We start from the raw sequence: 19,010 nt of genomic DNA, 5'->3' as shown, positions 1-19,010 counted from the left end.
TTCCACCAACACACAAGGTAGTAATGCAACCTATTTCCACATTTATTTTTGACCTAGACGGTACCTTAGTCGACTCAGTACCCGATCTCGCTCACGCGCTAAACGCTACGCTACATGACATGGGCTTACCTACGTACCCTGAAACCACAATAAGACATTGGGTTGGTAATGGTGCACGAATGCTGGTTGAGCGCGGGTTAAGTGGAAGTACAAGCATTTCCCATGGCCAAAGTAATGAACAAGTAGACGCGGCGCTTGATAAATTTTTAGCGCATTACCGCGTATTGGTATGCCAATATTCCGCATTGTACAAAGGGGTATTCGATACACTAACAACGCTTAAACGCAAGCAATACAACCTTGCGCTGGTAACGAACAAACCCGAGGAGTTTATTCCACCAATTCTTAACGCATATTCATTAAATGACATGTTCTCGGTTACGGTTGGCGGCGACTCTTTACCTGAGAAAAAGCCATCTCCCCTTCCCTTGTTACACGTTAGCAATACCCTAAACGTGATGCCAGAGACGTGCATAATGGTGGGTGATTCAAAAAATGATATACAGGCCGCCAAGGCCGCTAATATGAGGTGTGTCGGGTTAACTTACGGTTACAACTACGGCGAAGATATTGCCATTCATAAACCCGACTGGGTGTTTGATTGTTTTACCCAGTTATTGACGTTGTAAAAGACTAAAATTGCTGGTGATGCCCCTTCCAACAGAACAAAGTGAAGTTCTAAATGGGTAACCAACTTTCCATCCTTTCACGCAGTTTCACAAAACCCATGTTAAAACCAACATTAATCTTTGGTATAACGTTGGTTTTTCTGTAACATCCGCTGTTCATTAATATACAGAACAACAGTTTATAAGGTGGTTGGTATGTCATCTAAATGGCTTTCGTTAGAAGAAGCGTTGTCTAAAGCACTCGATGCCGCTACGCCTATTTGCGAGACTGAACAGGTGAGTATTTTTGATGCCACCAACCGTATTTTGGCCGATGAAGTTGTGGCCAATGTAGACGTACCGCCTTGGGACAATTCCGCTATGGACGGATACGCCGTCAATACCGCATCGCTTGACGGCGAAACGCCTCTTAACGTGCAAGGTGTGATTACTGCGGGCATGGAGGCAAGCACACCACTGCAAGCGGGCCATGCGTTTAAGATAATGACAGGCGCCCCTATGCCACCACAGGCCGACGCCGTGGTAATGATTGAAAACACCGACGGTGGCAAAGACAAAGTTTGCATTACGAAAGCGCCCTCATCAGGCGAGAATATTCGTAAAAAAGCCAATGATATTGCCGTTGGCGATGTGCTAGTAAAACAAGGTACGCAGCTGTGCGCAGAGCACCTTATGTTATTGTCTTCGCAAGGCAAAAGTGACGTTACCGTGTTCCGTAAACTTCGCTTGGGCGTGGTAGCTACTGGGTCTGAATTGGCACACCCTGGCAGCGAGCGCACCAGCACACAAATTTACGAGTCGAACCGCGTGGGCGTAAGCAGTATTTTGCGTAATGAAAACGTGGACATTATTGATTTTGGCATTGTTGAAGATAACGAAGCCTCACTACGCGCGCTTTTCACTGAAGCCAGCACCAAAGTAGATGTAATGGTAAGTAGTGGCGGCGTATCGGTTGGCGATGCTGACTATGTAAAAGACATTATAAGCGAACTGGGTAACATTGATTTTTGGAAAATAGCGGTTAAACCCGGTAAGCCATTTGCCCTTGGGAAAATAGGTAACACACTATTTTGTGGTTTGCCAGGCAACCCTGTGTCGTCATTTGTTACAGCAAAGCTGCTAGTAGTGCCCGTAATTAAAAAGCTGCAAGGGCAAGACTGTAACTACGAACCACTTTACATCAACGCTAACATTACCCGAGATGTAAAACGCCGCGCAGGGCGACGAGATTTTCAGCGCGCAACCATGGTGAAAAACGAAAAAGGCGAATGGGAAGTGACACCGTTTAAATCGCAGAGCTCTGGTGTAATGACGTCAATTACCTCGGCCAATTGTTTAATGGTGATCCACGAAGATATTACCACCCTGAACAAAGGTGACAGCGTACCGGTGATGCCCTTTCATCTATAAATAAACAATTAGCCGCAGAGACTGCGTTTAAAAGCGCGCGGCGGCATACAAACTTAAAAGCGTGTTGCAGTACATTGTGTGCACACGACGACTATTTGAGACTACACACTCGTGAACAAGAAACGCTTCCTACTGGAAGGTAGAGATATATTAAAACTGGCGTGGCCGTTATTGGTTGCGCAAATTACACAAATGCTTATGGGCGTAAGCGATACCATTATGGCGGGGCGTTACAGCGCAACCGACATGGCTGCCGTTGCCCTTGGTTTTAGCATTACAGTACCGCTTTTGTGCTTTATTCAAGGCATAGCGCTGGCTTTGCCGCCTATTATTTCGCGCTTGCAGGGCAACAAGAATATAGAAGGCATTGCCGATGCGTCGCAGCAGGCTGGCTACTTAGTCTTTTTTGTAGGTGTAGTGGTAACCGCGTTATTACCGTTTACCAAAAGCATAGTATCGCTATTTCCTATGGCACCAGAGCTTTATACCATTACCGTAGACTACGTAATTTATGTGCTACTGGCTATGCCGGGCTTTGCCTTATATCAGTGGCTACGTAACTATTGCGAAGGTTTGGGTAAAACTAAACCCACCATGACCATTACTGTTATTGGGTTGTTGGCTAACGTTGTTGGGAACTACATGTTTATTTACGGTGCTGGGCCAATACCCGCAATGGGTGGCGCAGGTTGTGGCGTGGCTACCGCCATCGTTATTTACACAATGCTTATTGCAACATTTGTGTACGTGCGTTTTGCCCCTGCCCTTAAAAAATACAACCTATTTGGCAAGGTATATAAACCTAATTTCACTACCATAAACCGTACGTTTAAGATGGGCTTACCCATTGCCATGACCATTTTGTTTGAGGTAACGCTATTTTCATTAGTGGCACTACTGCTGGCCCCATTTGGTGCCAATACAGTAGCCGCGCACCAGGTAGCACTTAACTTCTCGGCGTTAATGTTTATGTTCCCGATGAGCATAGGTATGGCGGCAGCAATTCGTATTGGTTATCGCATAGGTCAAAATAACGGGCGACAAGCCAAAATAGCAGCACGTACGGCTATTTTAATTGGCTTTTGCACTGCAGCGTGCACCGCTACGTTCACCTTATTAGCAAAGGGCTTTATTATTGGCCTTTATACCAGCGACGAAGCCGTATATACCCTAGCTAATGCGCTACTGATTTACGCTGCACTGTTTCAGCTGTCTGATGCTGTGCAGGTTATTTCAGCCAATGCGCTTCGTGGTTACAAAGACACGACAGCGATGTTTATCATTACGTTTGTGTCGTACTGGTTGATTGGCTTACCCACGGGCGTGATCTTAGGCAGAACCAACTGGGTGACTGCCGAGCCCATGGCAGCAGCCGGCTTCTGGATTGGGTTTATTGTAGGGCTAAGTGCAGCCGCTGTGATGTTGGGCGCACGTTTGCTTTATATTCAGCGCCCCGGTTCGACTTTGCGCGCTTAGTATCGGTGTTGCCACATTATCGGCATTGCCACAACGCGCATGCATAGCATTAAAATAACCTATAAGCGCCGCTACACGCAGATTAATCTGCCAGCGGCGTCCAGTCTTGAGGGGTGTCTATATCAAATTGCGCATTGGGTATAGACACTGCAGTAACCTTCCCTTCTTTTTCATAGTCTTTAATAACAGGCTTTGCACCCACATCGCCCGTTAAAGTCAATAATGCTTTAAACGCTGCCGCAGGGAATATAGCGGGAACCGTAAGCTTTGGCTTAGCACTAATAGAGATAGCGCCAGTCCCATCATCACTCCATTCACTACACACAATATGCGCTGGATTAGCACAAGACGCCGCGACCAAATTGGCTAAATCGTGCGCCGTTAAACGGGGTAAGTCTGCAAGGGTAATGAGTATGTGGCTGGGGTTTGCCTGACCAGTTTCGGTTCTTGGTGATGCGTTGCCTACAAGGTGCTTAACGCCCTCGCGGATACTTGACGCAATGCCCTCTTGCCACAGGCTGTTAGTAACAAGGCTAACGGGTAAATGCGCTAGTGCGTCACGCACGCTAAGATCCCATTTGCCCGTGACCACGACAGGTTGTGGTAAGCAGTGTATGACGTCTGCGTAGGTTGCGAGGGTAGCGTGGATGTTTGTCACACTAGGCAATTTCAGCAGCTGCTGGGCACTATGCGCCACTAACGGTTTGTTAGATACTGGGTGAACCGACACTAGCTTGTTACCGCCAAAGCGGGCACTTTGCCCGCCTGCCAGTAAAATACAGCCTAATCGATAGCTCATCGGCTGCGACTTAAACCTTTAATAGCGTCGGTTAACCCTTCTAAGGTCAAACCGTACATTCTGTCTTCCATAATATCGCGAATGATCTTAATAGACGAATAATACGGCCAGTAGTTTTCAGCCTGCGGGTTTAGCCATACCGCGTTATTGAAGTGATTAAGCAAACGCTGTAACCATACGCTGCCCGGCTCTTCATTCCAGTGCTCTACACTGCCGCCTGGGTACGTAATTTCATACGGCCCCATGGTGGCATCGCCAACAAAAATAACTTTGTAGTCTTTACCGTAGCGATGAATGATATCCCAAATAGGAATGCGCTCTTTATTGCGGCGCAGGTTGTCTTTCCATACCTCTTCATACACACAGTTGTGAAAATAAAAATACTCTAAGTATTTAAACTCTGACTGTACAGCAGAAAACAATTCTTGGGTGCTTTTTACGTGAGGGTCCATAGAGCCGCCCACATCAAAAAACATCAACACCTTTACCGCGTTATGGCGTTCTGGCGCCATATGAATGTCTAGCAAACCGCCCTTTTTCGCCGTTTCACCAATGGTGGTTGGTACATCAAGCTGTTCGCTGGCGCCAGTACGTGCAAACTTTCTAAGCTTACGCAGGGCTATTTTAATGTTACGCGTACCCAGTTCCACGTCAGAACTTAAGTTTTTAAACTCGCGCTTATCCCACACCTTAACCGCAGAGAACTTTCTATTGCCTTTTTGGCCAATACGCACGCCTTCTGGGTTGTCACCATAGGCGCCAAACGGCGATGTACCGCCCGTACCAACCCATTTGTTTCCACCTTGGTGGCGCTTTTCCTGTTCTTCCAAGCGCTTTTTCAAGGTTTCCATTAGCTCTTCAAGGCCGCCCGCTTTACGAAGCGCCTCGCGCTCTTCGGGGCTTAGGTTTTTCTCTATTTCTTTGCGAAGCCATTCTTCTGGAATGTCTTTACCAAACAAATCGACCGACTCTACCCCTTCAAAGTACTCGGCAAATGCCCTATCGAACTTATCGTACTGGGTTTCGTCTTTTACCATGATGGTGCGCGCTAGGCTGTAGAACGACTCAATATCGGCATAAACCACATGCTTTTCCAGAGCTCTGAGTAAATCAAGTAACTCGCGAAGCGTGGTTTTAACCTGATACTTTCGTAGCGTGAAAAAGAACTGAATAAGCATTAGCGGCGCGCCATAAAGACCAATTTTTCAAACAAGTGAATGTCTTGTTCGTTTTTAAGCAGTGCACCGTAAAGCGGCGGAATGGCTGCTTTGCCGTCTTTCGAGTGAAGCGCCTCAGGTGGAATGTCTTCTGCAACTAACAGTTTAAGCCAGTCGATAAGCTCAGAGGTAGATGGCTTTTTCTTAAGCCCAGGCACGTCACGAATTTCAAAAAACGCTTTTAACGCTTCATCAAGCAGCTTTTTCTTTAAATCAGGGAAATGCACGTTCACAATTTCCTGCATTTCGTCAGGGTTCGGGAACTGAATATAATGGAAGAAACAACGGCGCAAGAATGCATCAGGCAGTTCTTTTTCATTGTTCGACGTAATAATAACGATGGGACGCTGCTTTGCCACAACGCGCTCTTGTGTTTCATACACAAAGAACTCCATTTTATCGAGCTCTAGTAGCAAGTCGTTTGGAAACTCAATATCCGCTTTGTCTATTTCATCGATAAGCAGTACTGGGCGTTTTTCTGCACTAAAGGCCTCCCAAAGTTTACCTTTAACAATGTAGTTGCCAATATCGTGAACACGATCATCACCTAACTGCGAGTCACGTAAACGCGATACGGCGTCATATTCGTACAAACCCTGCTGCGCTTTGGTAGTTGACTTGATGTGCCATTGAATAAGCTCAGTGCCTAAACTTTCAGCCAGTTCCTCGGCCAACATGGTTTTACCTGTGCCTGGCTCGCCCTTAATTAACAGCGGGCGCTCTAGCGTAATGGCGGCATTAACCGCTAATTGTAAGTCTTTGGTTGCGATGTAATTAGACGTGCCACTAAAAGCCATGGATGTTGTACTCCGTATAATTCTTCGTCTTCATGTATTTTAACAATAACATATAGCTAAAAAACACTTTGCATTTATGCGTTTGGGACCAATGATATAGGGGTATGACGAAATCCCCTAATTCACGCTATGAATTATTAACTATTAAAAAGGTCGTACAGATCACGACAGAGCGGGGTTTCCTAGAAATTAAGGAACAAGGTAAGGACTAAAAATGAACGTATTTGAAGATAATTCCCTATCGATTGGCCGCACGCCACTCGTTAAACTTAATCGCGTTACATCAGGTAACGTGTACGCGAAAATTGAGTCGCGCAACCCAAGCTTCAGCGTTAAGTGCCGTATTGGTGCCAACATGATTTGGGACGCGGAAAAGCGCGGTGTCCTTACTGAAGGTAAAGAAATTGTAGAGCCTACCAGTGGTAACACAGGTATTGCCCTTGCGTTTGTTGCTGCATCACGCGGCTACAAGCTAACGCTTACCATGCCAAGCAGCATGAGCCTTGAGCGCCGTAAACTACTTAAAGCGCTAGGTGCAAACCTAGTACTTACTGAGGCACCAAAAGGTATGAAAGGTGCAGTTGCAGCAGCACAAGAAATTGTGAACTCTGACCCAGACAAATACGTGTTGCTTCAGCAGTTTGATAACCCAGCAAACCCAGCTATTCACGAAAAAACCACTGGCCCAGAAATTTGGGAAGACACAGATGGTAAAGTAGACGCGTTTGTAGCAGGTGTAGGTACAGGCGGCACAATTACTGGTGTTAGCCGTTACCTTAAAAACACCAAAGGTAAGGCAATTACTTCTGTTGCGGTTGAGCCTACTGATTCGCCAGTAATTACGCAAGCGCTTGCGGGTGAAGAACTAACCCCTGGTCCGCACAAAATTCAAGGTATTGGCGCAGGCTTTATTCCTGGCAACCTAGACCTAGATTTAATCGACGAAGTTGAGCAAGTGACCAACGAAGAATGTATGGACATGGCGCGTAAGCTAATGACCGACGAAGGTATTCTTGCGGGTATTTCATCTGGTGCAGCGGTAGTTGCCGCTAAGCGTTTTGCTGAGCGCCCAGAAAACAAAGACAAAATTGTTGTAGTACTTCTAGCAAGTGGTACAGAGCGTTACCTAAGTAGCCCACTGTTCGCTGGCGCGTTCGACGAACAAGAAGAAGTGCAATAAGCACCTACTCTGATTTAATTGAAAAACGAGGCTTTAGCCTCGTTTTTTGTTTGTGGGAACAAAAATATAAAGCTGTATTTAAATACAGACCTCAGCAATTTCGGCAAGCGAATAAATAAAAGAGATATTTTCCGCCTTTCACCTCCTCCATTTACACAAATTGTTGTAAGACGTTGATGTGGATTTATTTACGTGAGAAAGTTAAAGGATTATTTGAGTGATAGATGGATCAAGTCCGCATTGTAAAAAGGATTTTTTCCGTACATTAAATTGTTATGTGTCAGGAGTAACCATTAACCATGGAAGAGTTTTTTAAAAAGTACACAGAAGCTTTTGACGCTCTGAACTCAGAAGCTATAGCTAATCTTTATCGCCTCCCCTGTGCTGTTTCCGACGCTGACGGTACTCAAACATTTACGGATAGACCAGCGCTTATTCAAAAGTTTGCGTTAAATTGTAAATCTATGCGCAACTTTGGCTATCAACGCGCTCAGTTCAAAATTATGCAAGAGCAGCCACTTGGACAAGACAAAGTATCAGTTACAATTGCTTGGCGTGTTAACGCAGGCAATTCAAATATAGACTTCCGCTCTTTGTATGTCTGTCATTTTATAGACAACAAGTGGTTTATATTCAGCGCAAATGTATATCAAGGTAGTTTTTAGAAGTGCCACATAACAAAAAAATTAAGGCACTCACTTCGTTCGTTGGGACGCATACACGTGGGCTGCTTCGCATTATAGCCCACGCGTCTGCGCCCCTTATTTAAAAGTTAGGTGTAATGATGAAAATTTTTACTTTTGTCGTTGTTATGGCTACGTTCTGCAGTTTTAATGCTCATGCAGTGAAAGCGCGCAGCTGCGAAGATTTAGAAGTTGAATATATAAAGCGGCAGCTTCAAAACGGTAATTTAAGTCAAAAAAACATTTCAAACAGAGAATTTAAAAGAGGTACGTTAGGTATTAATGAAATGTGTGAACTAAGAAGTGAATTGGTTTCAGATAGTTTAGCTTTTACTCTATTTAGTCCTAAAGGTGAGTCATCAAATTATATACTGGTTCATAATGGCTTAGATGGCAGTTTTAAATTGTACGGTCCTTTTATTGGCAATTACACCTAACAAAAAACTAAAGGCGCTCGCGCTGCTCGCTGGGACGCTAACACATGGGCTGCGTCACTTCGTTCCTAATTTTAGCCCATGTCTTATCGCCCCTTAGTTGGGCGTTAGCTGTCAGTAGGTAGACCATGACTCAAAAGTCTTTGCCAAGAAGGGCTTTAAAGTACGCCGTAATATCTTCTTTGATAATTATGCTTTTGGTTTTATATGCAATACTAACCAGAGATGTTACTGGCTCAGCCTTGGAAGTATTTCTCCGCTTAGTTGTAACAACTGTTGGTGTGTTTGGAGCAATGTGGTTGGTTTTTATCTTTTACCTATTCGCAAACCCAGATGCTGATAAACCTAAAGAAAAGGACTCATGACTAAAGTGGACTTAAAAAGGCGACACTCTCTTCGATTAACAATGTCAGCTAACAAGCCAATCAACACACTCACTGCGTTCGCTGGGACGCATACACGCGGGGCGGCTGCGCCATTATGCCCCACATGTCTGCGCCCGTTATTGGAAAGTTATGCGTCAAGGACACCTTTATGAGTAACCATGCTCAATATGGATTTATAGCCATCCTTCTGGGTTTATTAATGTGTTTTGCGTACCTTTCTTTCATGCCAAAAGAACAAGCGCTCACAGTTAACACAGTTAATCATGACCGGGTTATCTGTGGGTTAGCCACATGTGGTCACCATGCGATAACTTTAAAATCTAGCACAGTAGTTAACTTAAACGGCGAAGACATTTTACTAAGTGAATTCGTTTCTCGCTTGGGTAAAGGGCTAGACCAATGTGAGGCTAGAACGCTATATATTGCTGCAAATCCAGACTTAGACAGCGGATTAGTAATCAAGCTCTCCAACTTAATCACCACTAAAATTCCAGACATCAAAATCGGCTGGGGTAGCAATGACGCATAACAAAAAAATTAAGTCACTCACTACGTTCGCTGGGACGCATACACGTGGGCTGCTGCGCATTATAGCCCACGCGCCTGCGCCCCTTATTTAAAAGTTAACTGCCATATGGATATGCCGAAGAAAATTTTATACTCCTGGCTATTTTGGGGTCTTGTTTTTATAGTTTGTATGTTTAAAGCATGTACTTTTATTTCCGAAGGTATGTGCTCCAACGCAATCTACTCTCAAGCGTTCTCCCCCAACGGAGAATTTAAAGCTGTGGCCTTTTCTAGGGACTGCGGTGCTACTACCAGCTTCTCAACACATGTTTCTCTTCTTCACTCAAACGACAATTTAGCAAATGAAGCGGGAAACACATTCATCTCTAAGGGCAGCGCAACACTCGTCAATCCTTCCCTAGCCTGGCACTCAAACTCAAATTTGCGCATTACCTTTTCCAATCAGGGTAAAGTATTTAAGGCAAACAAAGAGTACAGTGGTAACGTTGCGGTCAGCTACAGTGAAAATGGCAGTTAACAAGCAAATTAAGGCGTGTGCCCTTCGTGCCCACTGGGACGTTATACGCAATTGGTCAGAATAACTTTTTAACATCGCGGTAAAAGTTTTCATGAGAACCAAGAGCTATCAATTCAAGTATTACAGTGCCATCCTCGTAGCTGTAACCAAGTAAAGTTAACTGCTTGACCATCTTGAACTTGTACACGCGAAGAAAGGCTAGGTCGCCTTTCTTCTGTTCTCCAAGAAGAGGATCCTCCATTAGTTCCTTTACAGCTTTATCCAAATCTTTTTTCTGATTCTGATGTAATTTCTTTACTGCTCTCTTAAAATTAGCTGTCTGTAAAACACTGGTAATCTTAACCAAAATCGTAAGGCTCCAATTTTCCTGCCTCTTTTTCCGCTTTGGAAATAATTGCCTGTTTCACGAATTCGTATGGCAAATCGGGATTATCTTCCATCATTTCACCTATCTTTGCCCAATGCTCAATCTGTTTTGGCATAGTTCGATTTAGAGCTTTGCCCATAATGGTAGCTTTCTCAACTAGATCTTGGTCTAGTCTTACGCTCGCGGTTGCCATAATATTTCTCCTAATAGTTCGCCATTACATTGTAGCAATGCGCTACAAATGTAGCAAATTGCGTATAACAAACGCATTAACACTCGCTGCGCTCGCTAGGGACAAAACACGTAGGCTCCCTGCGCTTCACTTGGTATTGTAGCCTCCGTATTTTTGCCCGTTATGCGGGTGTTATACGCTTTGAGCATCAAGGATCGAAATGCAGCTTAAAAAACCAAAATATCTTCTCGTCACACAAGAGTTAGGTTTTAAATTACCATTGGCTTGGTGTGCTTCAGCTCTCATAATTGGCATTCTTACTCAAGAAATAGCAGCAATTTTCATTTCCATTGCGACGCTTCTCCTAGTTTGGTTTACCTGCAAACTCTCAGCCTTTTTCTTCAGTTTCCAAGAACACAGCGGCATTTTAAAAAACCATATTTACGACAACGTTTTGAAAGCAGTTTGGTTTATCTCACTTTTTTGCCTCGTAATAAATTTCGTTAAATCCCTACTGTTTAACACAGGTAGTGAAGCATTTTTAAGCTGCGTATTCTCTGTAGTCTACTTCGGGTTTATGCTTTCAGCATCAAGGCGTTGGGGTATGCACTTCGTTGAAAAACGCGTATAACAAACAAATTATGGCACTCGCTGCCGCTCGCTGGGGCGCAAACACGTGCGCGGCTTCGCCATTATTGCACACGTGTTTGCACCCCATATTTGGAAGTTATGTGCTTTGGTAGTAAAAGGATTTTAGACATGGAAGAAACACTTAACTCGCTCACCAATTTTGTACTTACTATAAGCTTAATTGCCGTAGCTTCAGTATTAGTAGGCCATGTTTTTGTTAGAAAAGCTCTGCTGGCTAAAGGTAAATCGCATTCAAGTAGCAAGCTTATTGGTAGCTCCGTAAGTGTCTTACTTTTATTGGTTTTATCTTTCTTTTTTGTAATACCTAGGTAACTATTAAATTGCGTCAGCACATAACAAAAAAATCAAGTTCACTCACTTCGTTCGCTGGGACGCATACATGCGGGGCGGCTTCGCCATTATTGCACACGTGTCTGCGCCCCATATTTGGAAGTTATATTGCCTAAAGGAATTGAGCAGTGAAGCATTTTTCTTTTGTGCTCTTGGATAATTTAGATCTTAGACTTCTAAATGATCTAGAGTCACGAATCGAGTTTCAAGAAACAATATGTTTGCAGTCAGAGCAGGAGTTAATGGTATTGCTTAACTGTTTCAACTCGTCAGTTTCAAACAGCTCTTTACCTAAAATCAAAAATGTAGATTCAAGTTTTGTTTTAAATGAATCACCAACACCAATAGCGGATGGCGATTTTGATGATTTTTATTCGACATGGCTAATTAAGACCAGTCGTAAAAACAACATGGACGAGTACGGTCAACTAATATGTTTAAATGGCTTTTTATCATCAAGTAGTAGCAAAAAGGTGGTTGTATTAAGTGAAGCAATATAACAAAAAATTAAGTCACTCACTTCGTTCGCTGGGACGCATACACGCAGGGCGGCTTCGCCATTATGCCCTACGTGCCTGCGCCCGTTATTGAAAAGTTATGTGCCAAGTTTTTTGTTTATCCGCTTAAATAGAAAGTTCTTATTGTTTATTACAAGGAAAGTAACATGCGAAAGATAGTCAATGTTTCAAAGAAAAAGAGCTGGTTCTCTGCCGAGCCTGATTTGAAGCTCTTAAATCAACAGATTGAAGAAATTGAGAAAGAGGGATGGAAAGTAATTTCTATCGCAACTAACTGTAATTTATTTGGCGCTATAAGTTCTTATTCACTTCTTTTGGAAATTTCGGCTTTATGGCACATAACAAACAAATAAAGTCGTTCCCGTTGGTCAGGAAGCCTCAATACTATTTTGTTTATTGTCGCTGGTTTAATAGCTGGGTGTCTTATTGGGTTTCTGTCTAAAAGATAGTAAAACAGTCAATTCAACAAACAAGGAGTTACCCTTAGGGTTTACACATGGAATCTACAAGAGTTCGAAAAGCTGAAAAACAAAGTTTAGTATTATTTATTGCCTGTTTAGTCGTGTTCTGCGTAGTTTGGCTCCATACAAGCTATCAACCTTATGATGACCCAGAGTCAAGAATGTGGGCGCCTATTGCTTAGGTTTTTTTAAAGGGCTAATTTTCGGTGGTGTCGCTGCCATTGTGCCTTCGATTTTTTCAGCATATGTTTTACTAAAAACAAACCCTAGGTCAAAGGTTCTTAATATTGTATTGGGTGTTTCGGGTGCATGGGTTTGTCTTGTGGCGATGTGGTACGTGTTTTAACGCTTAATAAAAAGATTAAAACGTTCGCTGCCACTAGATTAAGCAAATACTTGCTGGCAGCTTCGTAGTACCGCAACATAACATCCTTTAAAACTATTCACGCTTGAAAAACGTTCAACCGCCCTTACCTCTTTCTTGAAAACAAATTCAAGGAAGAATAAATGCTGAAGACCGCTGATGCCTTTTACAAAAAGTCTGTTTTCACAGTATTAGCACTTTGCGTAATTACGTTTGGAATGTACGTAATCTTTCGCTTATGGCAACTGACTATAATAGTAAACTCAAGGTCAGAGAAACACATACCACCTGCCTTCACGATTTCAGCGGTTTCTATTCACTTACTTTCACTGGTTGGCCTTGTTTACTACTTAACGTTTCCTGCCCCAACCGAAATATTGATTATCACTAAAGCTCTTCATTTACTGTCTTCAATTTTTCATATAGTTTGGATTATCAAAGTTAGGAATAGAATAAACACCATAAACAGTGTGACTAAAGGCAATAAATTATGGCTTAATCCGTTTCTAAGTGGCTTATTTCACGTAATTTACTTCCAGCACAAAATTAATCAATCTATAGCCTCGTCAGGCGCGCGTACACTAGCGACGTAACGCTCAAATAAAAGGAGTTACTATGGAAACTAAGAACAGTAAGCGCAGATTGAAAGAATCTTCAGGTGCTTTAGATCTTTTTCGAATGCACACAGAAGTTGCGCTGATAGATTCTATGCTTAAATCAAAAGGTCTCACCGCAATGGTACTAATTGGGGTTGTATTTTTTTCCTGCTTTCTCTATTTCTTGTTTAAAATAGCGGGTGTGTAATGCATTTGAGAATTCTATAGCGCTTCAAAACAGGCGAGCCACATGGAAAAAATAAACATTCAAGAAAAGTTTTCTTTGTTTGACGAGACATGGACACCCAAGATCATTGCTGAATCCAATGGTCAATTGGTAAAAATTGCTAAAGGTGAAGGCAAGCTTGTCTGGCATTCACATGAAAATGAAGACGAGTTGTTTATTGTATTTAAAGGAAAACTCACGCTGCTATTGCGTGACGGTGCTGTTACCCTTCATCCAGGAGAGCTCTTTGTGGTTAAAAAAGGGCTAGAACACTGCCCTGTTGCCGAAGAAGAGACACATTTTATGATGATTGAGCCTGCAAGTACTGCTCATACCGGAGCGGTAGTGTCAGAGCAAACCGTAAGCGTCGACAATCAAACGCACATTTAATGTATTATTTAAACACCAGCGTTGGGCAACGTAACACTTCGCAAGCCAAGACCTGCTAGTCTTGAGGTTATATAAATCAAGGTCTGTCGGCTAATTGTCGGCTTAATGTCATGACCGACAGCGAGCGTGTGGTATACAGTGCTTATCAATTCGACAACATAGGGATGCACCTTTGAAATCACTTCGACTAAAAAAACACTGGTCTCAAGAAGAGCTAGCACAAATGAGTAATTTAAATGTGCGAACAATTCAACGAGTAGAAAAAGGCGAAAGTGTTGGCGTGGAAACGTTGAAGTCGCTGGCTGCAGTATTTGAAATTTCCACCGACGAACTAAAGCATGCTATTGAAAGTGAAAAACAACCTAGCCAACAAAATAATGTCGATACAAAAGACAATAATACGGACCACGCAAAAGCCTTAGAGAAGGTAAAATCGGTAAAGTACTTTTATGCGTTCACGGCATTTTTAGCTGCCAATTTTTTATTATTCATGCTGCCTAACTATAATGATGGCGAAAACCTAGGCCCGCTCGTTGCGGTTTTTGTCTCCTTCTCTGCCATGATCATAGGCTATGCTATTTATGTATTTCAGCCGTTCGGTGAAGACTGGGAAAAGGACAAAGTGTCTCAACTACTAAAAAAGCAGCGTGACACAGATAGCAAACGTTAAAAGCTAAGTCGTTCTGCAATGTTTTGCTCTACCAACTAAATAAAAGGATTTTTAAACTTGCTGTTTAATTGGTTCGAATCTGAAAAACCAAACGTGTATTTAGGGTCGTTAGCAATAGCTAACGACAGCAAACGCTCAAAAATAGAAACCTTCTTTTCTATCACTGGCAACACGTTGCATGATCACATGCGCGAGAAGCTTGAAGAAGTGTTTTGTCTCCACAGTATTTCATCAGTCGCTCAGCCTAAAGAGTCAGACATTGGCTTAGATGTTGTCATTGTTACGCTTCACGGTGGCGACGCATTTGCCGTAAACATTGGTATGGCAGGAATTCCAATATTTTGGCGCCCGAAGATTAAGTTAGTGTCGCGACTTTACAACATACAACACAACAAGACTTTGAAGACATTTAGTGTGACGTCTTCGGTTACATGGCGTGAGTTTGTAGCAAAACAATTTACGTTGCGGGGTTTGTTTCGGTGGGGCCCGCTATACAGCAATGAAGATATGGAAGCCCTACTCTATCAAGCATGTCTTGAATTACTCGATAAAATGCGAAAAGCCATCTAGCGAATCCATAGCACGGAGCATAACAGGCGTTAAACGCTTTAACTCTAGCTACCAGTCTCCACTGTACATAACATTGGCTTTTGCTGCTTCGACCTCTAGTGGCGCATCATCATATCCATATTCAGCCATATCAAAAAAGTGTTGGGTTACTACACTGTCTAAGCTCGCCCTTTCTATCTGCAGTACATGCACAAGCTCATGCGCGAGTTTAGGTCGGTTCAATACAAACCCTTTTCTCGCATAAATGGAATAGCCAAATACCTGCGCATTATTAACAATGCCTTCACCAACAAGACCAACCGCCTCACCAAATGCTTTTAACGCAAAGTTCTCGTAAGGAAAAGGCACAGCATCAACATAAACAATTCTTACCTTTTCTGGGTGTTTTATACCTATCTCGGCGGCTAGCAATAATTCCTTTTCATTAAGCGGCGTTCCCATTTCTAAGCCTTTACGGTCTGTTTCGTATGCCCAGTCTATGTACTGAGGCAATAAGACACCCGCGATAATACGCTCATAAGAAAACGCCAAAATGACAACTGAGATGACAATTAAGCCAACTAAGCTAAGTGCGGTATATTTGATAAACTTCATGGTGTTAAAATCCGTTTTAAAGCTAGTGTTGTAGACGCTGTCCCAAACTTATGACCACAAAATTGGCTTTTTTACGCGTCCTTCCTGCTCGCTATAATTCCACAGTAACGCCCTCAACAACAAGTCTTAAAACACTCTATTTACCTAAAAAGGCTAATAAAATCAGCAAAACGTCAGCACTTTTTCATGCTTATCAGACGTCGAATCGGCACGCTATTACTTTGTTAATTCGATGAAGTACTAATAAGGACAATCATGAGCTTCAGATTTAATTTAAAAAAAGCATGTTTTGCTGCAGGCGCTGTTATGACGTTGGCAAGTTTGTATTTGGTTTACACCGTAGGCGGGTTAGCATCAAGCGAAATAGTCTTTGCTAAACCACCCGCATTCGTTGCTCAGTATGTGTCTGACAAATACGGCGCCACTGCTACCAGCACTAATGATACTGGCGCACAAAATGATGCTACAGGTAATTTAACTAAGGACTATTTCAATGAAGCCGCGTTGGTGCGCAATATCATTGTAAATGGAGAATCACCCGACGAGCTTATTCGTGGTTTTACCTCACCAGACAAAGCAACGCGCGTAAAAATGGCAGCAGCTTTTGGCGAAGTAAACATTCAACTGTCTCATGATGAAAACAGCCACTTTGATCAGCGAAGAGATGAATTTTGGAAAAAGGTAAAAGGCCACGAGAGCGCTATGCAAAATGCCCTGTTTGAAGCGTTAATTGTATCGGCGCAAGAACAAACGCGAACCTATATTCCTTACACATTGGCGTGGTGGATGCAGGATGACAAGTCCAAAACGGTAAACATGCTAGCGTGGGCCGCTAAGCACCATAACGCGACTTGGGTTCGTCAGTTCAGTTTGTATTATGTTGCTCAATTTGGTGGAGATGAAAACCTTGCGACTGAAGTTATCGCCCATAGCACACACGACCCAGTATTTAGGGTTCGCGCTCACGCCTTAAGCCAACGTTATAGGCGTTTAAAAGAAATGATTTTTGGTAAAGCAGAATAACGCCATATCATCAGCAATAACGGCGCTTTGCGCCGCTATTGTTAATTCGCTAAGCTGTCATGTTCGGCTGACCGTTTGACGCCGACAATCCGCCGTTTACAGGCATTATTACAATCAAGTGCACAATTACGGCTAGATTTAACAACGATTTATTATTATCACTAGCGCTTGCTCACAATAAAAAACTGATAGCCAAATTCGCCGAGGTGTCGTTTATAAAGGTTCACCTCGTTTTGAATATCATGCAGTGCTTAGGTGAGTTTCCTAAAGCGGAGGCAACATCGGTTAAGCGCTGCTGTAGCGGTTCGTAGTAGTCTTTCCATGCCTGCTCTGACACAGTAAATGTGTGCTCAAGGATATACCCTGCCTTTTTTATTTGGGCTATTCTGGTGTCAACACTCTGAATGTCGGGGTAGTCACTTTTCCAATGATCAACTGACGCCTTACTTGGCTTATCGGTTAGCCAAACTAAATCGCTAAAAACCAATGCCCCACGGTCTTTTAACAAGGACTTCCATTTGGCAAGCGCGTTCTCAATTCCCATTATGTAGGCTGAAGCCTCTGACCATATGACATCAAACTGCTTATCGCCAAAATTTAACTCGGTCATGCTGACACACTGCGTCGTTACCTTGCTTTTCAGGCAGTGAAGTTCAAGCTTCTCTTCAAGCTTTCCTAAAGCCATAGTTTCATTATCTGTCGCGATAATATTTGCATTAGATAGTTTAGCAATAACTATGGTTGAGTTACCTTTGCCGCACCCAATTTCTAATATGTTGTTTGGATTACGGTTAAGCAATGTAAAGGCTTTGCTTGTATCCTCTTGGCTATTAGGGCCCCAAGACTCTAACGGTTCGAATACCGTCATAAAGTCTTGCATGTATTTGTCATGTTCATTCATATCTTTTGATAACCACTTCACTCTCAGGGCTTGCTTTTCATCAAACCCTTGAACTTTTAACCAGTCTATATGTGCATCTGGCGCTATCTCACTCAACGTTTCATGCCAGGGTTTACTGCTTTTGTCGCCTAACAGTGAAGACAATAACGACAACGCCTGCTCTTTTTGCTTTATCTCACTTTCTAGCTGGTCATATCGCAACCTAAGTACAGCTTTATCTAACCGACTTTCAAGGCACGATTTACATTCAGCTAGTGTCACCCCCCCAGCTTGTAGTTGCTGAATTAGGCGAATTTGTTGCACATCCCTATCGCTATAAACTCTATAGCCGTTCTCCAGCCTTTTTCCCGCTATCAGATTAAGCTTTTCGTAATAAAGCAACGCTGTTCTAGACAGGCCGACTAACGAAGCTAGTTCAGAGATTCGATACACATAAAACTCCATACATTTTCCATGCGCCAAGCAAGATAAACTATAAAGCAGTAGACAGGTCAATGCGTAGTTTTGATAACTGAAATACTGTTTGCTTGGTTTCAAAGTTCGTCATTTGCTGACAAGATACTCATCTACAATCAAAAATAGAAATTCACTTCAAACGATATGAATAACATTCTTATTCCCGTATTTGCGCATATTGTATGGTGTGCGCTGCTATATGCCTTTCTTACTGTTGCGCGAGCGCCTGCCGTTTGGGGAGTTGGTGCTGATACGAACGGGCAGAACCCGTTTGAACACATCAAACAGAGTATAAGTGCAAACTTGTCTAATCAATTTGAATGGCCCATGTTCTTTCATATGCTATGCATTGTTTTGTACACCTCGAGCTTGGAAGTAAGCAACGCAATGTTAGGTTTGGCGTGGGTGTTTATAGCTAAGCCGAGTATTGCATAGCGTCGTGCAGATATTTGGCAAAAGTATCCGTCTACGCGGCGTTGTTTTCTCTATTAACTTTTTAGCGGTATTGGCAATGTGGTTCTTGTTAATGATGAATACCGTTCAATAGTAATTGTTACTTTTGCGTTGAACTTTAGACAACGAGTGCAGTCACAATAATTGTTAAA

The 19,010-nt window shown here is 42.9% G+C and carries 26 protein-coding genes; 19 read left to right on the top strand and 7 right to left on the bottom strand.

Annotated features, from left to right (window positions below; all coding sequences use genetic code 11):
• The first annotated feature begins 23 nt into the window (after positions 1-23).
• From V6N89_RS09815 to V6N89_RS09805, 3 genes are all read left to right on the top strand, one after another.
• Positions 24-689 carry a phosphoglycolate phosphatase gene (locus V6N89_RS09815; protein WP_338517384.1) on the top strand — a complete coding sequence of 222 codons (666 nt, stop codon included), beginning with the start codon at positions 24-26 and terminating at the stop codon, positions 687-689.
• Between the two features lie 195 nt (positions 690-884).
• On the top strand, positions 885-2,099 hold the full coding sequence (moeA, locus tag V6N89_RS09810; RefSeq protein ID WP_346993706.1) for a molybdopterin molybdotransferase MoeA: 1,215 nt from the start codon (positions 885-887) through the stop codon (positions 2,097-2,099).
• A 111-nt stretch (positions 2,100-2,210) separates the two neighbouring features.
• Positions 2,211-3,575, top strand: a complete 1,365-nt coding sequence (locus tag V6N89_RS09805) for an MATE family efflux transporter (RefSeq protein ID WP_346993705.1) — start codon at positions 2,211-2,213, stop codon at positions 3,573-3,575.
• A gap of 82 nt (positions 3,576-3,657) precedes the next feature.
• Here the strand turns inward: V6N89_RS09805 and V6N89_RS09800 are convergent, their stop codons facing one another.
• From V6N89_RS09800 to V6N89_RS09790, 3 genes are read right to left on the bottom strand one after another with little or no spacing between them, the layout of a single operon-like run.
• The gene (locus tag V6N89_RS09800; protein ID WP_338517381.1) at positions 3,658-4,374 is read right to left on the bottom strand and encodes a nucleotidyltransferase family protein; all 717 of its coding nucleotides are present in this window, start codon (positions 4,372-4,374) and stop codon (positions 3,658-3,660) included.
• Positions 4,371-5,552 carry a vWA domain-containing protein gene (locus tag V6N89_RS09795; protein WP_338517380.1) on the bottom strand — a complete coding sequence of 394 codons (1,182 nt, stop codon included), beginning with the start codon at positions 5,550-5,552 and terminating at the stop codon, positions 4,371-4,373. Before V6N89_RS09795 ends, V6N89_RS09800 begins: the two co-directional genes overlap by 4 nt.
• Entirely contained in the window at positions 5,552-6,388 is an 837-nt protein-coding gene (locus V6N89_RS09790; RefSeq protein ID WP_025255415.1) for an AAA family ATPase, read from the bottom strand. Before V6N89_RS09790 ends, V6N89_RS09795 begins: the two co-directional genes overlap by 1 nt.
• A 214-nt stretch (positions 6,389-6,602) precedes the next feature.
• Between V6N89_RS09790 and cysK the strand changes: the two genes are divergently transcribed.
• The 5 genes from cysK to V6N89_RS09765 all read left to right on the top strand — a co-directional run bounded on the left by cysK (position 6,603) and on the right by V6N89_RS09765 (position 10,116).
• The gene (gene cysK / locus V6N89_RS09785; protein WP_274743301.1) at positions 6,603-7,568 is read left to right on the top strand and encodes a cysteine synthase A; all 966 of its coding nucleotides are present in this window, start codon (positions 6,603-6,605) and stop codon (positions 7,566-7,568) included.
• 299 nt (positions 7,569-7,867) lie between these two features.
• Positions 7,868-8,233, top strand: coding sequence for a hypothetical protein (locus tag V6N89_RS09780; protein WP_338517379.1), 366 nt, complete (start codon positions 7,868-7,870; stop codon positions 8,231-8,233).
• Positions 8,234-8,349: 116 nt separating this feature from the next.
• Positions 8,350-8,688 carry a hypothetical protein gene (locus V6N89_RS09775; RefSeq protein WP_338517378.1) on the top strand — a complete coding sequence of 113 codons (339 nt, stop codon included), beginning with the start codon at positions 8,350-8,352 and terminating at the stop codon, positions 8,686-8,688.
• A gap of 531 nt (positions 8,689-9,219) precedes the next feature.
• Positions 9,220-9,600, top strand: coding sequence for a hypothetical protein (locus V6N89_RS09770; RefSeq protein ID WP_338517377.1), 381 nt, complete (start codon positions 9,220-9,222; stop codon positions 9,598-9,600).
• Between the two features lie 105 nt (positions 9,601-9,705).
• Entirely contained in the window at positions 9,706-10,116 is a 411-nt protein-coding gene (locus V6N89_RS09765) for a hypothetical protein (RefSeq protein WP_338517376.1), read from the top strand.
• Between the two features lie 55 nt (positions 10,117-10,171).
• On the opposite strand, the gene V6N89_RS09760 is transcribed toward V6N89_RS09765, so the two are convergent.
• Together V6N89_RS09760 and V6N89_RS09755 are read right to left on the bottom strand one after the other, a co-directional pair.
• A complete protein-coding gene (locus V6N89_RS09760) occupies positions 10,172-10,462 on the bottom strand; it encodes a type II toxin-antitoxin system RelE/ParE family toxin (RefSeq protein WP_338517375.1) in 291 nt (96 codons plus the stop codon).
• Positions 10,455-10,676 carry a TA system antitoxin ParD family protein gene (locus V6N89_RS09755; RefSeq protein WP_012518669.1) on the bottom strand — a complete coding sequence of 74 codons (222 nt, stop codon included), beginning with the start codon at positions 10,674-10,676 and terminating at the stop codon, positions 10,455-10,457. Before V6N89_RS09755 ends, V6N89_RS09760 begins: the two co-directional genes overlap by 8 nt.
• 199 nt (positions 10,677-10,875) lie before the next feature.
• Between V6N89_RS09755 and V6N89_RS09750 the strand changes: the two genes are divergently transcribed.
• From V6N89_RS09750 to V6N89_RS09715, 8 genes are all read left to right on the top strand, one after another.
• Complete coding sequence (locus V6N89_RS09750) at positions 10,876-11,286, top strand: hypothetical protein (protein ID WP_338517374.1); 411 nt, start codon at positions 10,876-10,878, stop codon at positions 11,284-11,286.
• A 128-nt stretch (positions 11,287-11,414) separates the two neighbouring features.
• Positions 11,415-11,618 (top strand): hypothetical protein, encoded by a 204-nt coding sequence (locus V6N89_RS09745; protein ID WP_338517373.1) that lies wholly within the window; start codon positions 11,415-11,417, stop codon positions 11,616-11,618.
• Positions 11,619-11,764: 146 nt separating this feature from the next.
• Positions 11,765-12,136 carry a hypothetical protein gene (locus tag V6N89_RS09740; protein ID WP_338517372.1) on the top strand — a complete coding sequence of 124 codons (372 nt, stop codon included), beginning with the start codon at positions 11,765-11,767 and terminating at the stop codon, positions 12,134-12,136.
• 164 nt (positions 12,137-12,300) lie between these two features.
• Positions 12,301-12,507, top strand: a complete 207-nt coding sequence (locus tag V6N89_RS09735; protein WP_338517371.1) for a hypothetical protein — start codon at positions 12,301-12,303, stop codon at positions 12,505-12,507.
• Positions 12,508-13,594: 1,087 nt separating this feature from the next.
• Positions 13,595-13,783 (top strand): hypothetical protein, encoded by a 189-nt coding sequence (locus V6N89_RS09730; RefSeq protein WP_338517370.1) that lies wholly within the window; start codon positions 13,595-13,597, stop codon positions 13,781-13,783.
• A gap of 42 nt (positions 13,784-13,825) precedes the next feature.
• The gene (locus V6N89_RS09725; RefSeq protein WP_338517369.1) at positions 13,826-14,191 is read left to right on the top strand and encodes a cupin domain-containing protein; all 366 of its coding nucleotides are present in this window, start codon (positions 13,826-13,828) and stop codon (positions 14,189-14,191) included.
• 172 nt (positions 14,192-14,363) lie between these two features.
• Complete coding sequence (locus V6N89_RS09720; RefSeq protein ID WP_338517368.1) at positions 14,364-14,861, top strand: helix-turn-helix domain-containing protein; 498 nt, start codon at positions 14,364-14,366, stop codon at positions 14,859-14,861.
• Between the two features lie 57 nt (positions 14,862-14,918).
• The gene (locus V6N89_RS09715; RefSeq protein WP_338517367.1) at positions 14,919-15,431 is read left to right on the top strand and encodes a hypothetical protein; all 513 of its coding nucleotides are present in this window, start codon (positions 14,919-14,921) and stop codon (positions 15,429-15,431) included.
• Between the two features lie 48 nt (positions 15,432-15,479).
• On the opposite strand, the gene V6N89_RS09710 is transcribed toward V6N89_RS09715, so the two are convergent.
• Positions 15,480-16,025 (bottom strand): hypothetical protein, encoded by a 546-nt coding sequence (locus tag V6N89_RS09710; RefSeq protein ID WP_338517366.1) that lies wholly within the window; start codon positions 16,023-16,025, stop codon positions 15,480-15,482.
• A gap of 255 nt (positions 16,026-16,280) precedes the next feature.
• On the opposite strand from V6N89_RS09710, the gene V6N89_RS09705 reads away from it, so the two are divergent.
• Positions 16,281-17,048, top strand: a complete 768-nt coding sequence (locus V6N89_RS09705; RefSeq protein WP_338517365.1) for a hypothetical protein — start codon at positions 16,281-16,283, stop codon at positions 17,046-17,048.
• Positions 17,049-17,271: 223 nt separating this feature from the next.
• On the opposite strand, the gene V6N89_RS09700 is transcribed toward V6N89_RS09705, so the two are convergent.
• Positions 17,272-18,393 carry a MerR family transcriptional regulator gene (locus tag V6N89_RS09700; RefSeq protein WP_346993704.1) on the bottom strand — a complete coding sequence of 374 codons (1,122 nt, stop codon included), beginning with the start codon at positions 18,391-18,393 and terminating at the stop codon, positions 17,272-17,274.
• 156 nt (positions 18,394-18,549) lie between these two features.
• Between V6N89_RS09700 and V6N89_RS09695 the strand changes: the two genes are divergently transcribed.
• Together V6N89_RS09695 and V6N89_RS21745 are read left to right on the top strand one after the other, a co-directional pair.
• Positions 18,550-18,840, top strand: a complete 291-nt coding sequence (locus V6N89_RS09695) for an MAPEG family protein (protein ID WP_338517363.1) — start codon at positions 18,550-18,552, stop codon at positions 18,838-18,840.
• A 4-nt stretch (positions 18,841-18,844) separates the two neighbouring features.
• Positions 18,845-18,952, top strand: coding sequence for a hypothetical protein (locus V6N89_RS21745; protein ID WP_431189777.1), 108 nt, complete (start codon positions 18,845-18,847; stop codon positions 18,950-18,952).
• Positions 18,953-19,010: the final 58 nt, after the last annotated feature.

It is taken from the genome of Alteromonas gracilis, assembly GCF_036870955.2.
Classification (GTDB): Bacteria; Pseudomonadota; Gammaproteobacteria; order Enterobacterales; family Alteromonadaceae; genus Alteromonas; species Alteromonas gracilis_A.
The sequence above is the reverse complement of the archived record's forward strand: the minus strand, read 5'-3'. Positions and strand labels throughout refer to the sequence as shown.